Below are 18879 nucleotides of genomic sequence, written 5' to 3'. Positions count from 1 at the left end.
ACTTATTAATCAGCTAATAGTTCTAAAAATTGCCAGAAAAATCTGTTCATAGTCTCAAATAAGACACTACAAAGAATGCAACTTTAAAGCGCATTAGTATATTCTTGTCTAGTCAGTACAGAAATAAATCAAGATTTATACTTGGTTTTACCCAACTACATCTTTGATTGATCCCAGACTGAGATAAACAAGTTATTGTTTTCATTGATTCACAGATTAAAGTTATATCTGTGATGGCCAAATCCACTCTTACCCCCCTGGCAGAGTTAATTTAACCACAAGACAACGTGCTTGATACGTATACATTTACTATGGGAAAATCCCGGATAAAAAAATCTTTTTTTGACCAGAAACAAATATAAATATTATCCGTCAACATAGAACAGAACGTAATTTAAAGTACATTTGTATTTAATCGTAAATTTAGAGTATTTTTTTTAAAGCATAAAAAACCAGATTTAACAAGCTATACAGCTAGGAAATACTGCATAAAAGGATATAAGATCTGCAATTAATACTTATGTATCAAGTAGTAATAATTTAGAAATACACAAAGTAAATTTTGTGCTAATTAATACAGATGTAAAATTAAAGTCCAAATGTAAAAATAAAAATAAAAATAGAAATGCTACCAAAAATAAATACGGCTATTTTCGTGAATTATTTACAACTTCAAAAGTTTTCGAGCGGATTCCCTATAAAATAGTGAACGAAGATTGCCTAACAAATGTTTCCCACTTTTCCTACTCATGACCTCTTCACAAGACGTAGATACCATAAATTCCCCCGGCTTAGACCCAGAACCATCTATTAACCCGCTAGATGAATTACCAGGTGAAGTGGAAATGTCCATATTTGACCACCTGGAGGAGTTGCGGCAAAGAATTTTCTATGCCCTCATAGTGGTAGTAGTGGGTATTATCGGTTGTTTTATTTTCGTCAAACCCCTAGTACAACTACTAGAAGTTCCTGCTCACGGCGTTAAATTTCTGCAATTAGCTCCGGGAGAATTTTTCTTTGTCTCCATGAAAGTTGCTGCTTACGGTGGTTTAATCCTGGCTACTCCCTTCATTCTTTATCAAATTATCCAGTTTATACTTCCTGGCCTCACCGTGCGGGAACGGCGTTTAGTCATCCCTGTGGTGCTAGGTTCAAGCGTATTATTTGTATGCGGCTTAATTTTTGCTGACATTGCACTCATTCCCGCTGCTTTACAATTCTTCATTAATTATGGTGCTGATGTTGTTGAGCAACTTTGGTCAATTGACAAGTATTTTGACTTTGTGTTGTTATTGTTATTCACCACAGGACTAGCATTTCAAGTTCCAGTTATTCAAATTTTGCTCGCTACCTTGGGAATTGTCTCCTCACAAATCATGTTGAAAGGTTGGCGTTATGTAATTATGACAGCAGTAATTTTAGGAGCAGTGCTGACACCTTCTACCGATCCTCTGACCCAAAGTCTTTTAGCTGGTGCGGTTTTAGGACTATACTTTGGGGGGATTGGACTAGTCAAAATCATTGGCAAATAATTCAACTTGTCAGTGGTCAGTGGTCAGTTGTTCGTTGTTCGTTGTTCGTTATTTCCTAACCAGTAATTTACTTAATTGTTAATCGCTATGCAGAAAGCCAGTTATCCTCATTGCTATCCTATAAAATGAGGCTTGATAAATTAGTTTTGTCAACGCTGGCTAATTTATAGCTAACGTTATCTAAAACCAACTTAACTTTAACTTTTACAATAGGGATACTTCACCAGCATGGCTCAAGAGCGCACGTTACCCACATTTAATACTGCCACAGTCCAAATCACCAAAGAAGAAGGATTGGGCTTATACGAAGATATGACATTAGGACGTTTATTTGAAGATAAATGTGCCGAAATGTACTATAGAGGGAAAATGTTTGGTTTTGTCCACCTATACAACGGACAAGAAGCAGTTTGTAGCGGCATTGTCAAAGGTGCAATGCGCCCCGGTGAAGATTTCGTTTCCAGTACCTACCGTGACCACGTTCATGCTTTAAGCGCCGGAGTTCCCGCACGAGAGGTAATGGCAGAATTATTCGGTAAAGCCACAGGTTGCAGTAAAGGGCGCGGTGGTTCTATGCATATGTTTTCGGCTGAACATCGCCTATTAGGTGGTTATGCTTTCGTAGCCGAAGGTATTCCCGTGGCTGCTGGTGCTGCTTTTCAATCTAAATACCGTCGGGAAGTTCTGGGAGACAAAAACGCTGACCAAGTAACCGCTTGCTTCTTTGGTGACGGTGCTGCTAACAACGGTCAATTTTTTGAAACATTGAATATGGCAGCTTTATGGAAATTGCCAATTCTCTTTGTGGTAGAAAATAATAAGTGGGCAATTGGTATGTCTCACGAACGGGCAACTTCCCAACCAGAGATATACAAAAAAGCCAGTGTGTTTAACATGGTGGGTGTGGAAGTAGACGGTATGGATGTTTTAGCAGTGCGTCAGGTGGCTCAGGAAGCCGTAGCCCGCGCCCGTGCAGGAGAAGGTCCAACTTTAATTGAAGCTCTGACCTATCGCTTCCGGGGTCATTCTCTAGCTGACCCAGACGAAATGCGAAGCAAAGAAGAAAAAGAATTTTGGTTTGCTCGTGACCCCATTAAAAAGTTAGCGGGTTATTTAGTGGAACAAAATCTAGCTAAAGAAGCAGAACTCAAAGATATTGAAAAGAAAATTCAGGCTGTAATTGAGGACGCGGTTAAATTTGCCCAAAGCAGCCCTGAACCAGATCCTAGCGAGTTATATCGCTTCATTTTTGCCGAAGACGTTTAAATTGAGAACTGGGGACTGGGGACTGGGGAAAATATCCAATACCCTATGCCCTATGCCCCAGATACAGTTGACGAATTCCCTGGCGCGGATTTCTTACCAAGATTCTCAAAAATAGCTATGCACCAAAGTTTTGTGTCCAATAGAATGTATTTCCGTAAGCATATGCAATCCCAACATCACGAAACTTAGGATTGAGAATATTTTGACGATGACCTGCACTATTCATCCAAGATTGCATTACCTCTTGAGCAGAGGTTTGACCATATGCAATATTCTCTCCAGCCCACCGATAATTATAGCCATATCGCCTCATCCGATCTACCATTAATGAACCATCAGAACCAGTGTGGCTTAGACGGTTATGCCGAGCCATATCGTTGGAATGGGCTTGAGCAGCCGCTATCAATTTTGAGTTAAGTCTAAGGAGTGATAATCCTGCTCTGAATCTTTCATTATTAAGAGGTTGTTTGAAAAGTATTAGATGAAACCAACAATCTCCAAGAAATTGAAAAATCAATATCAAACCTGCCCCTATTTGTCGCGCAAAGTGCTGTAATAGGAGGTGAATGGAAAAAGGCGTGAGACGGAAAGCTTAGTTAGCGAGTCATGTTTTGCGAACGGGTATCTGCCCAATCACCAATTACCTATCACCAATCACCAAAAATCATGTTTACCATTGACATTCAAGAACAACAATACAAAACCTACATCCTGTCTGATAAAACCGCTGGTACACAAATAGAAGTTGTCCCAGAAAGAGGTGGTATCATCACTCGTTGGCTGGTGCAAGGTCAAGAAATATTTTACCTAGACGCTGAACGCTTTACTCATCCTGATTTGAGCGTTAGAGGTGGTAATCCCATTTTGTTTCCCCTTTGCGGTAACTTACCTGATAATACTTACAGTGTTGACGGAAAACCGTATACTATCAAACAACATGGCTTTGCGCGGGAATTGCCTTGGACAGCAACAGCGCAAAATACTGAAGGTAAGGCTAGTCTAACTGTAGTTCTCAGCAGCAACGAGGAAACAAAGGCAGTTTATCCTTTTGATTTTCAATTGGCTTTTACCTACGAACTCCAAGGGAATACCTTAGTAGTGCGTCAGGAATATAAAAATCTGTCATCTACACCCATGCCATTTTCCGCTGGTTTCCACCCTTATTTTCTCTGTGGTGACAAAAATCAGCTAGAAGTGGAACTTCCTTCCACACGATATCAAGATAACAAAACTAAGGAGTTTCACACCTTTGACGGCAAATTCGACTTTAACCAAGATGAAATTGATTTTGCTTTTGGGGGACTCACCAGTAAATCAGCCACAGTCACAGATAACAGCCGCAGGTTGAAGCTAACCCTCGATTACGATGATTTCTCTACCTGGTTGGTGTTTTGGACTGTTAAAGGCAAAGAATTCTACTGTCTAGAGCCTTGGAGTGCCACCCGCAATGCTTTCAACACTGGTGAAAACCTGACTGTGTTAGCTCCTGGAGCTAGTTGTACTGCTTCTTTTGGATTAACGGCAAATCTTTTTTGAAAACCCCTTGACAAAACCATGGCTGTTGATGGTATATTGATAAAGTTGGAAAAACAGCAAAAGGGTGGCTAACTCAACGGTAGAGTACTCGGCTTTTAACCGATTTGTTCCGGGTTCGAATCCCGGGCCACCCATTCTCAAGACTCAAGCATAATTGCCTGTGACAATTGCAAGATGTAAGATTATTCATAGACTAAAAACTTATTAACATCTTCACAGTTATCAAACTTAGAATAAAATTCTTCAGCCTTCCTTGATTAATTAAACAGAAATGCGGAAAGATTGACCAATCACTTGAAAATCTTCTGTTTGTTGATTTCTAAGTTTGGCACGAATTTGAGTAAATTGGCTAACAACGTCTGGTTTATAGAGCTTTTCTCCACATTTTGAACAAACTTCTGCTTCTACATGGATAACGGCGGTGTTATTTCCTCCTTTTAGCATTTTTTCAATTTGCTTAGTTTCTAACTCACCTTGACAAGTGGGACATTTTTGGTTTTTCATGTTACTACTTCCTGATGTGTCAATTAATCCAGTGTTGAGGCTGAGAACTATCAACAGTGACTAAAATTGCAGTGCTGCTATTCTGATCATAGCCTCTAATTTTGTGAATAGGTTGACGGGCAATATTTTCTCGGTAAGTTAAATCAGGAGGATAGGGTTGATTATTGGGTTGTTTTTCGATAATTTCGTTGTATCTGACAGAATGAAAGATTTTATTCCAGGGAAGTCTATTATTTTCTGCTTTTTCATTAGTAAGTAACCGAGATTTGGGGGATAGTTTACTGGAAAGTACGGATATGAGTGGTAGGATACAAGGGGAAGCATTATAAGAGTCTAGGCTGAAAACTCTATAATGTCTTTTTTCCCTAATTTGATTAAGAAAAGTGATGTTTTGCCTAATTTTAGGCAACAAAAACTTATCTTTGCTTTTGCCTAATTACTTAGTCATCTTTTTTCTTGCCTTTTCCCACTTTTTCAGCAAGCCCTAACTAATAAAGTCAGTAACCCAGCCCTAAAGGGACTGAGCTTGCAAGAGTAATCAAGCAAGCTGTGCTGACCAGACCACCCTGAGCTTAGTCTCATGGTAGCCGTTATTTGAGTCACGACACCTCGGAATGCGTAGCTAGTTCCCCGCTCTGTCGCTTGTGATTAAACAGTTCTAAGGTCACTGGAACAGTGTTGCAAGTCTAACAAGCTCTTATAACTGGTCGTTCGCGCCAGCGTGCCGGAGGCATCTAGCTAACATTACCCCAGAAATGGGAGTTGGTTTCCAGATTCCAATCAAAAATCTGGTTTCAATTTTAATATCCACAGCGGTTAAAACCGCTCGTGTCGCTTCCCTCTCAGCCCTAAAGGGACTGAGTTTCCCGCTTGCCGTGTATTCTTATGAATTTTAGTACCGCTCTACCCACTTTTGTAATTACCCTGCGAGAAGGTGTCGAAGCCGCTTTAGTTGTGGGTATTGTTCTCGCATTATTAAAAAAAGCCCAACAATCTCGACTCAACCCTTGGGTTTATGCTGGCGTAATTGTTGGTATTATTGTCAGTGGCTTAATCGGTATTTTATTTACGGGGATCATTAAATTCTTAGGATCTATTAATCCTCAATATACCTCTGTTGTTGAGCCAACATTGGAAGGTGTATTTAGTGTTTTAGCAATAGTCATGCTGAGTTGGATGTTAATCTGGATGACAAAACAAGCCAGATTTATGAAAGCACAAGTTGAGGGAGCAGTTACCGACGCAATAGGCAAAAATTCCAATGCAGCTTGGGGAGTTTTTAGTTTAATTCTAGTCGCCATTGTCCGCGAAGGATTTGAAACTGTTCTCTTCGTTGCAGCTAATTTTCAACAAGGTTTATTGCCGACTTTAGGCGCACTTGGTGGTTTAGCCACAGCGTCAGTAATTGGCGTTTTATTATTTAAATGGGGTGTGAAAATTAATATTCGCCAATTCTTTCAAGTTATGGGCGTTTTATTAATATTAATTGTTTCTGGTTTAGTAGTTTCCGGTTTACAACATTTTGATGAAGCTACAGCTAATCTAGCTTTGAGTAGTCGTTCTTCAGAAAATCTTTGTTTCTATTATGAACACTTTACCAGAATTCACTCTTGTATCTTAGGTCCAATGGTTTGGAATGCTGAAAAAATCTTATCTGACGAACAGTTTCCCGGTATCATTCTCAAGTCCTTATTTGGTTATAGAGACAAAATCTATATTGTTCAAGCCGTGGGATATTTGGTATTTCTCATCAGTATTGGTGGGCTATATTTCCGCAGTATCACAGGTGGAGATAATCAGAATAGCAAAAATAAAGTCATGACTACTACCCCAGGGCGGAATTAAAAATAATAGATTGGTAATCAGGGAAAAGATTAAAATTTTTACCTATTCCCTGCGATGCACTGAGCTTGTCGATAGCGAAGCGTGGCGTAAGCCATAGTGTTCCGTCTAGGCTGCATTTTACTCCGAAACCTGGAAAGTCGAACTAATTACAGGACCCGACATTTCCGCAAGAGGTGAGACTGCCTTGGGATGTATTGGAGTAGTTTTACTCAATACGGCGATGAGTTGCAATAAAAATGTAATAAAGGCCGCTTGTATAAGTTTTTCTAGCATAATATCCCTCTCTTTATTTATATGGATGAGACTTCCATAGGAACTTGTTATTCTCAATACACTTTGTGTTATTGGTTTATCGGATTTGGTGAATATAATTTGAGAATAGCTCAGAAATCTGTGAAAAAATGTGATTCAGTTCTCTCTTTATATGCACCTGACAACGTGGACGTTTGTTTTTTCCAAAAAGTGTCCTGAAAATCCAAATTTATTTTTAAATCCCTGGGGATATCTCATTGTTTTACTCCAGTCCCTCAATTAGCAAGAACCGTAATAATACTGATATTTGCGTAAAATATATTTCTTTACATGAGCTTCTATCTGCTCTCTTCACCCGGCTTGTCCTAATCTTAATTGGCAATTTCAACACAATTAGCCGTTGTCACCGATAGAATAAATGAAAAATAGCTAAAACACACTAAATGATTCCTATCGTTATTGAACAATCCGGCCGAGGCGAACGCGCCTTTGATATCTATTCACGGCTGTTGCGTGAGCGGATTATTTTTTTGGGAGAACAAGTTGATAGCAATCTGGCTAACTTGATTGTTGCCCAACTGCTGTTTTTAGATTCTGAGGACGCGGAGAAGGACATATATATGTACATTAATTCTCCTGGTGGTTCTGTGACAGCGGGAATGGGTATTTTTGACACCATGAAGCATATTCGCCCTGATGTCTGTACAATTTGTACTGGATTGGCGGCCAGTATGGGAGCTTTTCTCCTCAGCGCGGGTACAAAGGGTAAAAGGATGAGTTTACCCCATTCACGGATTATGATTCATCAACCCCTCGGTGGCGCTCAAGGACAAGCAACTGATATTGCAATTCAAGCCCGCGAAATTTTGTATCACAAGCAGCGGCTAAACGAATTTCTCGCTGATCATACTGGTCAACCATTTGAGCGGATTTCTGAAGATACTGAACGTGATTTCTTTATGTCTCCTGCCGAAGCCAAGGAATATGGCTTGATTGACCAAGTAATTGACCGTCATGCCGCCGGTAGTCGTCCTGTACCTCTAGTTTAGTTATTGGTCAGTTGTCAGTTGTCAGTTGTCAGTAGGGGCGAAGCATTTGGAAGATAAATTATCGATCATTGCCAAAAATAGTTCTCCAAATGCTTCGCCCGTACAGTTGTCAGTTGTCAATGAGAAAATTCTTCTTTCTTCTTTCTTCTTCCTCCTGACTCCTGACTCCTGACTCCTGACTCCTGATTCTAAAATCCCGCAATTGGATCTGGTTGAGATTTGAGGTAAGTGAGAAAATTTCGTAATTCTTCTTCACTCAGCAGAGAACGTCCTCGTTTACTGTAGGTTTTGACCAGATAATCTTTACCTTGTTCTGGTGTCCAGCCTAAGCGCTCGATTTCTACGTCTGTTTGGGCAATGACATCAGATAAATTTACTGGTTCATTATGTCTTTTCTTTTTACCGACGACTGACTGGACACCAGTATCCTCATAAGGGGTATAACTGCGAGGTGTAAATGGCGTGACATTACTAGGGGGGACTTCTGATAAAGGTGGATATTCTGGTTCTTGATGAGAAAATATTTCTGGTTCTGGAAATTTGGGATCAATTTCTTCTTCTGGTAGCGATGGTGTATATATCTGTGTATTGTTAACAGGGGGAACAGGTTTTGATTCCTGGAAAGTGGGTTTTATTTGTGGAGTGGTAACTAATGGGGAGACAGATTTTGTGACTTCCCCCGGTGTATTTTTGATCCCCAAAACCGTTAAAGCTCTGTTTCTAGCCTGGTCTTCTGCTGCTTCTACTGTTTCTGCTCCTGCGATCGCCGTTGCCCTGGTGATACCTTCGAGTTGTATACTGACACGGACGATATATTTCCCTTGAAAAATTTCTATTAATTCTGAGATAATACTGCCGTTGGGGTACAAATTCTGGAATTGTGCCAACATCATACTTTCAACCATTTTTATCTAAATTTTCCTAATAACATAAATTGCTAGTCAGCGCACAACTGACAACTGACAACTGTACGGGCGAAGCATTTGGAGAACTATTTTTGGCAATGAGCGATAATTTATCTTCCAAATGCTTCGCCCCTACTGACAACTGACCATCCCCTAGACAAAACCCTATATTTCAATATAAAGTCTTACTGAGAACTAAGCACTCACGACGTTAAATATGTCCTGATACTAACAGTTGTTGATCACAAATTGTCGTCTATCTTTAAATGCTATACTAATTAACCAATTAGATATCTAGAAGTATTTTTAAAGAAGTGCGCTCTAAATCTACAATAATAAAGATAAGGTTTGCCTTCGTTGCCTGTGTTTTACTGCTTACCTGATTGTTACCGATTCTACATAAGGGGGAATTGGGTTTTTCAGCGGTTTCTTCTAGTGAAGACATGGCCAACACCACGCTATGCTATCAGATATTGATGTCGTGGAATTGCCTTACATCTAAACTATCAAACACCTGTAGTTAAACTAGTTTGTAGTTTGTGGGTTGTGGGTGAGATAGAGAGTTCTCCAAACCAAGTCTCTCACTAACTCATTATCTAAATTACGTAGTGTTTAATTATTAGGTATCAGGAGTGCATGGTCAAGATTGTTTAGATCAAGTCAAGGGTCACGTAAGCAAACGCTGAGATTGTCGTGCAGTGAGAAGTCAACGCAGGGGCTTCATCTGACAATGACTATGGCTAACGCCACGCTGCGCGATGAGCGGACTTGCCTTTTCTACGAAACACTACGCAAAGGCGAAATTCGTAAGCAAGTGTCTGTAAACCGCGAGGGAATACAGTAAAGAGCCAGATTCGACAACAAATGATGTTTTGACCAAAGGTCGGTTCACTGCATGGAATTTTCAATCGCTACACTTCTTGCCAATTTTACAGATGATAAATTAGTGGCTCGTAAAGTCCTAGAAAAAAAACTGGGTTGTGAGGATGAAGAAAGTCTAGAAAAACTCCAAATTACTTTGGATGTGTTGGAAAAAATCGGGCTTTTGGTGAAGGAACGGGGGAAATATCGCCGCGTTACCGAAGAAGGCTTGATTGAGGCTAAACTCCGTTGTTCTAGTAAGGGCTTTTGCTTTGCGATTCAAGATAGCGAAGGCTCAGAGGATATTTACATCCGTGAAAGTCATTTGAGCAATGCCTGGAATGGCGATCGCGTTTTGGTAAGAGTCCTCAAGGAAGGCAGTCGCAGGCGATCGCCGGAAGGTGAGGTGAAGTTGATTATGGAGCGGTCTAATCACACCTTACTCGCCAGAATTAAGCAGGTGGAGGAAGGGTTTCGGGCTGTCCCTTTGGATGACAGATTGCTGTTTGAACTAAAACTACAACTCAACAGCATGAAGTTGGAAGAAGCAATTGATCACTTAGCTCATGCAGAAATTCTTCGCTATCCCCTCGCACAATATCCCCCATTGGGTCGAGTAGTGCAAATTTTGGGTAGTGATGCTGAAGCCGCAGCGGATATAGATTTGGTAACTTGTAAACATGATTTATCCCGAACTTTTCCTGATCCTATCCTCGATGCAGCGGCAAAGTTACCCAAGAGACTCCTGAAAGCAGACCTGAAAAATCGTCTCGATTTACGTGAGGTTTTTACCTTCACCATTAAGAGTGTCAACAGTGATGAATCTGTGGTTGAAAATGCCTTCAGTGTGGAAAAAACTATTGATGATAATTGGCGATTATTATTTCACATTACAGATGTTTCCCACTATATCCAACCCGATGAGGCTCTAGACAGGGAAGCTCTCAAGCGGGGTAAGTCAGTGTATTTGGGAGAATTACTACTGCCAATGTTGCCAGCAGTGGTGATACAACGGTGTTCTTTAGTCCCTGGTAGCGATCGCTTGGCTCTCTCTTTTATCATCACCATTAACCCCCAATCAGGAGAAGTGGAGGAATGGGAAATTCAACCTAGTGTCATTAATGTAGATGTAGCTGTTAGTCAAGTAGAGACAGCAGCTATTCTTGCCGGTGAAAGCAGCAAAGTGGCAGTCGAAGTCCAAGAGAAATTACCAGATTTACAGACTTTGGCTACTGCTATTAAGCAGGTACGTCTACAGCGGGGCAGCTTACGGTTAAATCTCCCACCCAGCCACAACCCTTACTATGACGAAGGAGCAATGGGATCGGTGGTGGTTAATGACTTACCTGGGCGATCGCTCATTACCGAATTGGTAATATTAGTTAATCAACTCATGGCTGATCATCTCAGCGCCTTGGGAGTTCCCAGTTTATGGCGAGTTCAAGGCACACCTGATCCCGAAGATGTTCAGGAAATGCTCAAACTAGCCGTTAATTTAGGTGTGGAATTAGGACTTGATCCAGAATTAGAAATCCAACCTCTAGATTATCAACACTTGACGGGAGCTTTTGCCGATTCCCCATCGGAACAAGTTCTCACCTATTTATTACAAGACACTCTCAAGCCTTCTTTATATAGCATTACCAAAAGTTCTCACTTTGGACTAGCTTTATCCCAATATGTCCACATAACTGCCCCCTTACGTCGTTATCCAGATATCCTCTTGCAACGGGTGTATCATAACTTACTAGAGCATGGGCGCGATCGCCGGAATACCCGCGTCAAAGATCGGATAAACCTGCGCCATTCCAATTGTCACGAAGAAATCAATTGGAACGTTCTCCCCCCAGAACTCCAACAAGAACTGCAAAGCGACTTAACCAGAGTCATTGTCCAAATTAATGACCGAGAAAAAGAAGTCCAAGAAGCTGAAGCTGATTTAGCCGGACTCCAAAAAGCCTCCTTAATGAAACAACGCATTGGCGAAGTATTTCCAGGAGTAATTACTGGTGTTCAATCCTACGGCTTCTTTGTGGAAATTGAAGTCCCAGTAGAATCGCCCACAGAAGGTAATCTCGCTAATACCTTACGAATAGAAGGACTGGTTCACGTCAGTTCCCTCAAAGACGATTGGTATGAATATCGTGCCAGACAACAAGCGTTATTTGGGCGAAAAAATCGGGCTTCCTACCGATTGGGCGATAGCTGTATGGTACAAGTCAAAAGTGTTGATTACTACCGTCAACAAATTGATTTAGTGACAGTTGGTGCTGATGGTTTACCTAAGGCCATGAGCGAGAATACTGGCAATGAGGAAACAGGAGACATTTATCCACAAAATCAAAGCGATAGCTTGCGTGGCAAAGCCATATCTTTTGACAGAGAACCTTATGATCAAGAATAGTCAGTTGTCAGTTGTCCGTTGTTAAGTAGGTTAGCATTGAAAATCGTCGTTATGGCACTAGGCAAGAGGCAAAAGTCAAGAGGCAAGAGTGAAGAGGGCTTGGGCGATTTTACTTTTCTTTATACAGATTGGTTTTATTGTGTTCACCTACTTAGTTGCTCTTAAATATTAACCACTGACCACTGACCACTAACAACTGACCACTGATAAATGACTAATAACAACTGACCACTGACCACTGACAAATGACTAATAACACAAAACCTTTAATCTTGGGCGTAACAGGTGCATCTGGTCTAATTTACGCCGTTCGCGCTCTTAAATTCCTCTTAGCCGCAGAATATCAAATTGAACTGGTGGCATCTAAATCTACTTACACAGTTTGGCAGGCAGAACAGGAAATCCGAATGCCAGGAGAACCAGAAAAACAAGAGCAATTTTGGCGAGAACAAGCCGGAGTTCCCGAACAAGGTAAACTCCGCTGTCATCCTTGGAGTGATGTTGGTGCGGGTATTGCCAGTGGTTCTTTCCGCACGTTGGGGATGATCATTATCCCTTGTAGTATGAGTACAGTCGCAAAACTTGCTGGGGGGCTAAGTTCCGACTTACTAGAACGAGCCGCAGATGTCCAAATTAAAGAAGGACGTAAACTGGTAATTGTCCCCAGAGAAACCCCTTTTAGTTTAATTCACCTGCGGAACTTAACGACCTTAGCGGAAACTGGAGTGAGAATAGTCCCCGCTATTCCTGCTTGGTATCACAACCCACAAACCATTGAGGATTTAGTTGATTTTGTTGTAGCTCGCGCTCTGGATCAATTAGATATTGACTGTATACCAATTCAGCGATGGCAAGGTCATTTATAGGAATTAAAAATTAACAATTAAAAATGAAAAAACTAAATTTTTAATTCTTAATTCTTAATTCTTAATTCTATTTTGCTCTTTTGTGGCAACAGCTATATTCATCTGTTTTTTCCTGGTGTATTCTTAGAATCCTGCTGCAATTTTGAATTTTTTATGGCTGTAATTCGCTTAATTATCTTGGTGATGGCAATGCTGGGACTAATAATAATATTAGTTCAAAATTTGTCGCCCTCACTTCCATTAATGTTTTTGGGGATGCGAACTCAAGCATTACCATTAGCATTGTGGATTTTATTAAGTATCACTGCTGGTATTTTCACATCTTTAATAATTACTAGATTGTTGAAATTTGCGACTGATTTAAATTTACAAGCACCACAACCTCTACCCAAATCAATTCCCACTCCACCCCGTGTTAGACAAAATACTCCACCAACCGTTAATCAAGTTGATGATGAATTTGACGATTGGGACACAAATCGCAATCAAGATGATTGGGATAATGGCGAAAATTCAGAACCAGTAACAGAAACTTCCCCAAGTCAACAAAGTTATAATTCCCGCAATAGTTCCGTTTATTCCTATAGTTCCCAATCACCGAAAAACACTGCTGTGGGTAAAACTGAATCTGTTTATGATGCTGATTATCGGGTAATTATTCCTCCTTACCAAGAATCAGGCAAAACTCAAGTTACAGATGATGATGACTGGGATTTTTTTGAAGATGATGATTTTGAGGATGACAACGAAAATAAACCACAAAAACGCTAATTTAAGCTTTAATAATAATTAATAATTTTACAGGAGAAAAATACTGATGATTGATATATTAAAAGGAGTCAACCTCTATTTAATTGGCATGATGGGAGTTGGGAAAACAACGTTAGGAAAGTTATTAGCCGCAGAAATTGGTTATAGATTTGTAGATACAGATGAAGTCATAATCAAAGCCGCAGGTAAATCTATTAATGAAATATTTGCCGAAAATGGTGAAGCGGAGTTTCGGCAATTAGAGAGTGATGTTTTAGCTCAAGTTTGTGCTTATACTAAGTTGATTATATCTACGGGTGGGGGTGTTCCCATGCAGCAGCAGAATTGGAGTTATCTCCATCATGGGTTGATAATTTGGTTAGATGCACCAATAGGAATAATCTTACAGCGGTTAGCGGAAGACAATACCAGACCACTTTTACAAGATGCCGATATCGAAAGTAAATTGACATCGCTTTGGGAACAACGTCAACCAATGTACTCCCAAGCTGACTTACATATTACTATGAGCGCGACCGAAACACCAGAAGAAATTGTCACACGCATCCTCGCTACAATTCCCAGTATTCTCAAACCGCAATAATTCTTTCTACACCCATTTATAACCCACTTGAATATCAGATCCCCGACTTCTTAGAGAAGTCGGGGATCTGACTCTGGCAATGTATATCTACGGCACGCTACGCTATCACAAATCAAATACGAATTGCTGTATATCTATAAAAAGGAATAGAAAGCAGTTAATTTCTTGTCAAAAGCAAGATGCAGAATTTCCACATCAAGAGTTGAATGGAATCTAGTAGTTTGTCAAGATAAAAATGATGGACTGTAGTGTGAGCGTCTCGCTCACTGTAGTGTGAGCCTCTCGCTCAATGTAGTGTGAGCCTCTCGCTCAATGTAGTGTGAGCGTCTCGCTCACTGTAGTATGAGCGTCTCGCTCACGCGGGCAAGATGCCCGCACTACCAAAAACCCGTCAAAATAAATTTGACAGACTACTAGATTCTGTAATTATCCTCGACAGGGATGAAATCTATGACTATATTTTCTCTTGATGAACTCAAAAATTTAGTCCAAAATCCTGAGTATCCATGCGTTTCTCTGTATCTACCTATGGAAAAACTAGGAGGAGAGACGCGACAAAATCCGATTCGGTTTAAAAATTTAATTCGAGAAGCTGAAAACCGCTTAGATGAAACAGGATTACGCCATGCTGAGACTGTAAATTTGCTCAAACCAGCGATGGAATTAGACAACACTGATTTTTGGGAAATTCAAAATCAGGGATTAGTAATTTTTATTTCCCCCAATCTATTTCGTTACTATTGTTTACCAATTTCTTTTCCCCAATTAGTGGTTGTTGGCAAGAATTTTCATATCAAACCCTTATTAAATCTGATTAATAATGATGGAAAATTCTACATTTTGGCTTTAAGTCAAAAGAATGTCAAACTTTACTCAGGCACGCGCTACCAAATTAATGAAGTAGAAGTAGAAAATATGCCTCATAGTTTGGATGAAACTCTCTTAGAAGATGAATTTCAAAAAGGCGTACAGCATAGAATTGGTATCGCTAGAGGTGCAACTTCTGCGGCTCAACACCCTGGTTCTGTGCATGGACAGGGTAATCCAGATCGGGAGAAACATGAAGAAGATATTTTGCAATTTTGTTATGCTGTTGATAGTGCATTACATAAAAAATTGCGAGGTGAAAAAGCACCTTTAATATTAGCAGGAGTAGAATATTTATTACCAATTTACCGACAAGCTAATACTTATCCATATTTAGCAGAAACAGGGATTACTGGCAATGCAGAAATCCTCAAAATGCAAGAATTAAATCATGCAGCTTGGGAAATTGTTAACCCTTTATTTCAACAGGAATATGAAGATCTAATGGCTGTTTATCTGCAACTATCTGGGGAAGAAAGTAACAAAATTGCCAATGATATCAAAGCAATTATTCCGGCTGCATATTATCAAAGAGTTGATACTTTGTTTGTGCCTCTAAAACAACATATATGGGGTAAATTTGATTTACCAACTGCTACAGTTGAATTACATCCAGAACCAGCACCAGATGATGAAGATATGTTAGATTTTGCGGTAATTCACACCATCTTAAATGGTGGTAAAGTTTATACTCTTGAACCAGAAGCAATGCCTAGCGGAGTGAAAGTAGCGGCTATTTGCCGATATTAATTTTTTAAGTTGCTAAGTTGTCGTCGTGCTGCTGCTAAAATTAATCTTTGTTCAGCACGAGAAATCGCTTGATAAGTCCTTTCCACCGCTTCCGGTTCTACAGAAATAGAACTAATCCCCCATTCTATTAATTTATCAATCATTTCTGGATAAAGCACCGGGGCTTGACCACAAATAGAACAGGGAATACCTCCAGCTTGAGACATTTTAATTAATTGAGATATTGCCCCCATTACTGCTGGATGACTTTCATCAAATATTCTCCCTAATTTTCCCTGTTCCCTATCTATTCCTAATAGTAGTTGAGTTAAATCATTTGTGCCAATAGAAATACCTGCCACACCAGCTTTAATATATTCAGGTAATAGAAATAAAATACTAGGAACTTCTGCCATGATCCATAATTGAAACTGGGATATTTGTGTTAACCCAAATTGCTCAACTTTTTGACGACAAAATATAAATTCTTCAACACTGCGGACAAAAGGTAATAGCAAATTAATATTTCTATAACCAGACGCTTGAACTATCGCTAAAGCTTGCAATTCCAATTCAAAAACCGCCGGATTTTGCATATAGCTGAAAACACCCCTGTCACCAAGAATAGTTCGATTTCGCTCACTATAAATTGATGACTGTGATAATAATAAATCATGGGGTAGGTAATCTAAAGAGCGATAAAAAATAGGTCTGGGTGAAAAAGCGCGAGCAAATTGCTTAATCTGCTCAGATAATAACTCTAATAATTCCGCTTTTCTTCCAGCTATTAACCATTCTTGAGGATGTTCTCCCTCCAGAATATTTAACATCATCAATTCTGAACGTAATAATCCTAACCCATCTACAGGTAAACATTTTACTTGTTCAATTAATCGTCCTTGACTCAAATTTACGAGTAACTTAGTGGCAATTATTGGTAAATTTATCGGCTGATAATTGACAATTTTTTCCTCTTTGATTAATTCTTCTATCTCCTCACTAGGAAAGTTTTCTTTATCTTCTGTGAAACGATATATTTCACCCTTATTACCATCTAATAATAACTTTTCACCTGCTTGTAAAAGAGTGGTTGCACCTGTGGCACTCACCACCGCAGGAATACCCAACTCCCTGGCTAAAATCGCCCCGTGGCTAGTTAATCCTCCTTGTTCTGTAATAATCCCCGCAACTCCTTGTAGTAAGGGCAAACAATCAGGAGTAATCACTGGGGCGATGAGAATTACACCTTGAGGAACTTGGATTGCTTTTTGTGATGAACTAAAAATATGGGCATTAGCAATAATTCTCCCTCTGGCTGCCCCAATGCCTTGAATAAATTGCACACTCTTATTTACAGATTGGGGAACAGTGACTTCTGTAATATAGAGTTTTGTGGCTAAAGATTCTTTGGCAACTGTCCATTTCATTGTTAAAGTTGCCCCCAATTCACTGACTATTTGATTACTGACAGTAATTAATTCTTGCAAAAATTCTTCTGGCAAAGCATATTCTTGTTGTTGGGATTCTTCTAAAATATAAGCTAATAAAAAATCAGTATCTAATGTTGGTTGCAGTTGTTCATCTGTAAAAGCATTACCATGATGAAGACGATACGCCAACATTTTATTACCCAATTGTCTTTCTACGACTGCGCCGGTTTTTGGTTCTATGTAGTAAACATCTGGTAATACTTCACCGTTGGTAATTGCTAGTCCTAAACCCCAAGTAGCTTCAATATCCCATGCCGATGATTTAGTATTGATTACACCAGAAGCGATCGCATTGTCAACTGGTTGCACTAACACCCCTAAATTAATGCTGGGCAAACTAATCCCCGCACTATGCCAATATAGTAAACTTCTGGCTCGGAATAACTGACTCCAAAGCTGTTTTAAAGCTTCACCTATTTCCTCTTCTTCACAAGGGCAAAATACTGGTTCTAATAACCCAGATACATTTTTCATTTCTTGGTTATTTGATATTGCCAAACTGGGACGCAAAATTAAACTGCTTCTTTGCCATTGTCGCGCAGCTTGAAAAATTGTCCTCACCCAATGAGGTGGCACAGTCGCTGAGATAATTTCCTGACGTAAGCGTCCGGCTACCTGTTGCAGTTGTCGCCAATTATGTACATCTAAATGTAGCGAAGAATGGGGTAAATCAGCGATTAACGACTCTGAACTGTTGAGAGTTTCCAGGAATTGCCGTAAAACATCTGCCTCTACCACAAAACCAGGAAGAACAGGATAACCCTGTTGTTTGATTTTGCTTAAATCGAACGCCTGCACGCCAACTTTAGCGCGGTCTTGTAGTTTAATTTGGTCAAGCCAATAGAGTTTATCCACTCAATTTATTAAATAATATTTATTACATACTTTTTGTTACTATATTACCAATTAGTCCGAACAATGCCCCGATTTCATTTATTAAATTATTTACCACCGAAAAAAATTGATCAATCCTTATTATATTGCCGGTAGTGACTGGCTAAACACTGGACTTCGTTTATGTTTTGCCTTGTTTATTGGGGCTATAATTGGCTTAGAACGACAACTAAAAAATAAACCGGCAGGTTTAAGAACCCATATGTTAGTAAGTTTGGGTTCAGCCGTATTTACTCTCATCACTATCCAAACAGGTGGTACACAACTTAGTGCTGATTCCCTTAGTCGTGTAGTTCAAGGTATTGCTGCTGGAGTAGGGTTTTTGGGGGCTGGGGAAATTTTACGTGAATCTTCCCAAACATCAAAATCACCAGAAATTCACGGATTAACTTCTGCTGCTGCAATTTGGGTATCCGCTGCTTTGGGAATTGCTGCTGGGTGCGGTTTATGGCAATTAGGATTAATGGGTGCTATTTTAACTGTAATTATTCTACACATTTTTAAAAGACTGGAAAAGTTTTAGTT

At 39.8% G+C, this 18879-nt stretch carries 17 protein-coding genes and 1 tRNA gene; 12 read left to right on the top strand and 6 right to left on the bottom strand.

Annotation, left to right across the window (positions count from 1 at the left end; translation table 11 throughout):
* Positions 1-749 precede the first annotated feature (749 nt).
* Entirely contained in the window at positions 750-1532 is a 783-nt protein-coding gene (gene tatC, locus FJR08_RS16690) for a twin-arginine translocase subunit TatC (RefSeq protein ID WP_015083170.1), read from the top strand.
* Positions 1533-1760: 228 nt separating this feature from the next.
* Complete coding sequence (pdhA, locus tag FJR08_RS16685; protein ID WP_168633934.1) at positions 1761-2798, top strand: pyruvate dehydrogenase (acetyl-transferring) E1 component subunit alpha; 1038 nt, start codon at positions 1761-1763, stop codon at positions 2796-2798.
* A gap of 115 nt (positions 2799-2913) precedes the next feature.
* Here the strand turns inward: pdhA and FJR08_RS16680 are convergent, their stop codons facing one another.
* Positions 2914-3315: a CAP domain-containing protein gene (locus tag FJR08_RS16680; protein WP_256369735.1), complete on the bottom strand. Its 402-nt coding sequence runs from the start codon at positions 3313-3315 to the stop codon at positions 2914-2916.
* A 149-nt stretch (positions 3316-3464) separates the two neighbouring features.
* Between FJR08_RS16680 and FJR08_RS16675 the strand changes: the two genes are divergently transcribed.
* Both FJR08_RS16675 and FJR08_RS16670 read left to right on the top strand, forming a co-directional pair.
* Entirely contained in the window at positions 3465-4334 is an 870-nt protein-coding gene (locus tag FJR08_RS16675) for an aldose 1-epimerase (protein WP_015083167.1), read from the top strand.
* A 62-nt stretch (positions 4335-4396) separates the two neighbouring features.
* Positions 4397-4468: transfer RNA gene (locus FJR08_RS16670), tRNA-Lys, on the top strand.
* A gap of 127 nt (positions 4469-4595) precedes the next feature.
* Here FJR08_RS16670 and FJR08_RS16665 read toward each other — a convergent pair.
* Positions 4596-4838 (bottom strand): YgiT-type zinc finger protein, encoded by a 243-nt coding sequence (locus tag FJR08_RS16665; protein WP_015083166.1) that lies wholly within the window; start codon positions 4836-4838, stop codon positions 4596-4598.
* 19 nt (positions 4839-4857) lie between these two features.
* Positions 4858-5250: a DUF4258 domain-containing protein gene (locus tag FJR08_RS16660; RefSeq protein WP_168633922.1), complete on the bottom strand. Its 393-nt coding sequence runs from the start codon at positions 5248-5250 to the stop codon at positions 4858-4860.
* Positions 5251-5723: 473 nt separating this feature from the next.
* Between FJR08_RS16660 and FJR08_RS16655 the strand changes: the two genes are divergently transcribed.
* Both FJR08_RS16655 and clpP read left to right on the top strand, forming a co-directional pair.
* The gene (locus FJR08_RS16655; RefSeq protein WP_015083164.1) at positions 5724-6683 is read left to right on the top strand and encodes an FTR1 family protein; all 960 of its coding nucleotides are present in this window, start codon (positions 5724-5726) and stop codon (positions 6681-6683) included.
* A 695-nt stretch (positions 6684-7378) separates the two neighbouring features.
* Entirely contained in the window at positions 7379-7984 is a 606-nt protein-coding gene (gene clpP / locus FJR08_RS16650) for an ATP-dependent Clp endopeptidase proteolytic subunit ClpP (protein ID WP_015083163.1), read from the top strand.
* A gap of 188 nt (positions 7985-8172) precedes the next feature.
* Here clpP and FJR08_RS16645 read toward each other — a convergent pair whose 3' ends face one another.
* On the bottom strand, positions 8173-8874 hold the full coding sequence (locus FJR08_RS16645) for a hypothetical protein (protein WP_168633942.1): 702 nt from the start codon (positions 8872-8874) through the stop codon (positions 8173-8175).
* A 31-nt stretch (positions 8875-8905) separates the two neighbouring features.
* Positions 8906-9031: a hypothetical protein gene (locus FJR08_RS24055; RefSeq protein WP_256369734.1), complete on the bottom strand. Its 126-nt coding sequence runs from the start codon at positions 9029-9031 to the stop codon at positions 8906-8908.
* A 753-nt stretch (positions 9032-9784) separates the two neighbouring features.
* On the opposite strand from FJR08_RS24055, the gene FJR08_RS16640 reads away from it, so the two are divergent.
* The 5 genes from FJR08_RS16640 to FJR08_RS16620 all read left to right on the top strand — a co-directional run bounded on the left by FJR08_RS16640 (position 9785) and on the right by FJR08_RS16620 (position 15991).
* Positions 9785-12154 (top strand): ribonuclease R family protein, encoded by a 2370-nt coding sequence (locus tag FJR08_RS16640; protein ID WP_168633932.1) that lies wholly within the window; start codon positions 9785-9787, stop codon positions 12152-12154.
* Positions 12155-12399: 245 nt separating this feature from the next.
* Positions 12400-13020 (top strand): flavin prenyltransferase UbiX, encoded by a 621-nt coding sequence (locus FJR08_RS16635; protein WP_168633931.1) that lies wholly within the window; start codon positions 12400-12402, stop codon positions 13018-13020.
* A 153-nt stretch (positions 13021-13173) separates the two neighbouring features.
* The gene (locus tag FJR08_RS16630) at positions 13174-13791 is read left to right on the top strand and encodes a LapA family protein (RefSeq protein ID WP_168633930.1); all 618 of its coding nucleotides are present in this window, start codon (positions 13174-13176) and stop codon (positions 13789-13791) included.
* A gap of 46 nt (positions 13792-13837) precedes the next feature.
* Positions 13838-14374: a shikimate kinase gene (locus FJR08_RS16625; protein ID WP_168633929.1), complete on the top strand. Its 537-nt coding sequence runs from the start codon at positions 13838-13840 to the stop codon at positions 14372-14374.
* Between the two features lie 450 nt (positions 14375-14824).
* Positions 14825-15991 carry a hypothetical protein gene (locus FJR08_RS16620; protein WP_168633928.1) on the top strand — a complete coding sequence of 389 codons (1167 nt, stop codon included), beginning with the start codon at positions 14825-14827 and terminating at the stop codon, positions 15989-15991.
* Here FJR08_RS16620 and FJR08_RS16615 read toward each other — a convergent pair.
* A complete protein-coding gene (locus FJR08_RS16615) occupies positions 15988-18315 on the bottom strand; it encodes a putative PEP-binding protein (RefSeq protein ID WP_168633927.1) in 2328 nt (775 codons plus the stop codon). The two genes, FJR08_RS16620 and FJR08_RS16615, sit on opposite strands and share 4 nt — an antisense overlap.
* 106 nt (positions 18316-18421) lie before the next feature.
* Between FJR08_RS16615 and FJR08_RS16610 the strand changes: the two genes are divergently transcribed.
* Entirely contained in the window at positions 18422-18877 is a 456-nt protein-coding gene (locus FJR08_RS16610) for an MgtC/SapB family protein (RefSeq protein ID WP_168633926.1), read from the top strand.
* The last annotated feature ends 2 nt before the right edge of the window (positions 18878-18879 follow it).

The organism is Dolichospermum sp. UHCC 0260, assembly GCF_009711985.1.
GTDB lineage: Bacteria > Cyanobacteriota > Cyanobacteriia > Cyanobacteriales > Nostocaceae > Dolichospermum > Dolichospermum lemmermannii.
The sequence above is the reverse complement of the archived record's forward strand: the minus strand, read 5'-3'. Positions and strand labels throughout refer to the sequence as shown.

Excerpts from the sequence above, each read along its gene's own strand:
- FJR08_RS16655 (WP_015083164.1), top strand. The coding sequence starts at position 5,724 with ATGAATTTTAGTACCGCTCTACCCACTTTTGTAATTACCCTGCGAGAA.
- tatC (WP_015083170.1), top strand. The coding sequence starts at position 750 with ATGACCTCTTCACAAGACGTAGATACCATAAATTCCCCCGGCTTAGAC.
- FJR08_RS16675 (WP_015083167.1), top strand. The coding sequence starts at position 3,465 with ATGTTTACCATTGACATTCAAGAACAACAATACAAAACCTACATCCTG.
- FJR08_RS16635 (WP_168633931.1), top strand. The coding sequence starts at position 12,400 with ATGACTAATAACACAAAACCTTTAATCTTGGGCGTAACAGGTGCATCT.
- FJR08_RS16665 (WP_015083166.1), bottom strand. The coding sequence starts at position 4,838 with ATGAAAAACCAAAAATGTCCCACTTGTCAAGGTGAGTTAGAAACTAAG.
- FJR08_RS16620 (WP_168633928.1), top strand. The coding sequence starts at position 14,825 with ATGACTATATTTTCTCTTGATGAACTCAAAAATTTAGTCCAAAATCCT.
- pdhA (WP_168633934.1), top strand. The coding sequence starts at position 1,761 with ATGGCTCAAGAGCGCACGTTACCCACATTTAATACTGCCACAGTCCAA.
- FJR08_RS16640 (WP_168633932.1), top strand. The coding sequence starts at position 9,785 with ATGGAATTTTCAATCGCTACACTTCTTGCCAATTTTACAGATGATAAA.
- FJR08_RS16645 (WP_168633942.1), bottom strand. The coding sequence starts at position 8,874 with ATGTTGGCACAATTCCAGAATTTGTACCCCAACGGCAGTATTATCTCA.
- FJR08_RS16630 (WP_168633930.1), top strand. The coding sequence starts at position 13,174 with ATGGCTGTAATTCGCTTAATTATCTTGGTGATGGCAATGCTGGGACTA.
- FJR08_RS16625 (WP_168633929.1), top strand. The coding sequence starts at position 13,838 with ATGATTGATATATTAAAAGGAGTCAACCTCTATTTAATTGGCATGATG.
- clpP (WP_015083163.1), top strand. The coding sequence starts at position 7,379 with ATGATTCCTATCGTTATTGAACAATCCGGCCGAGGCGAACGCGCCTTT.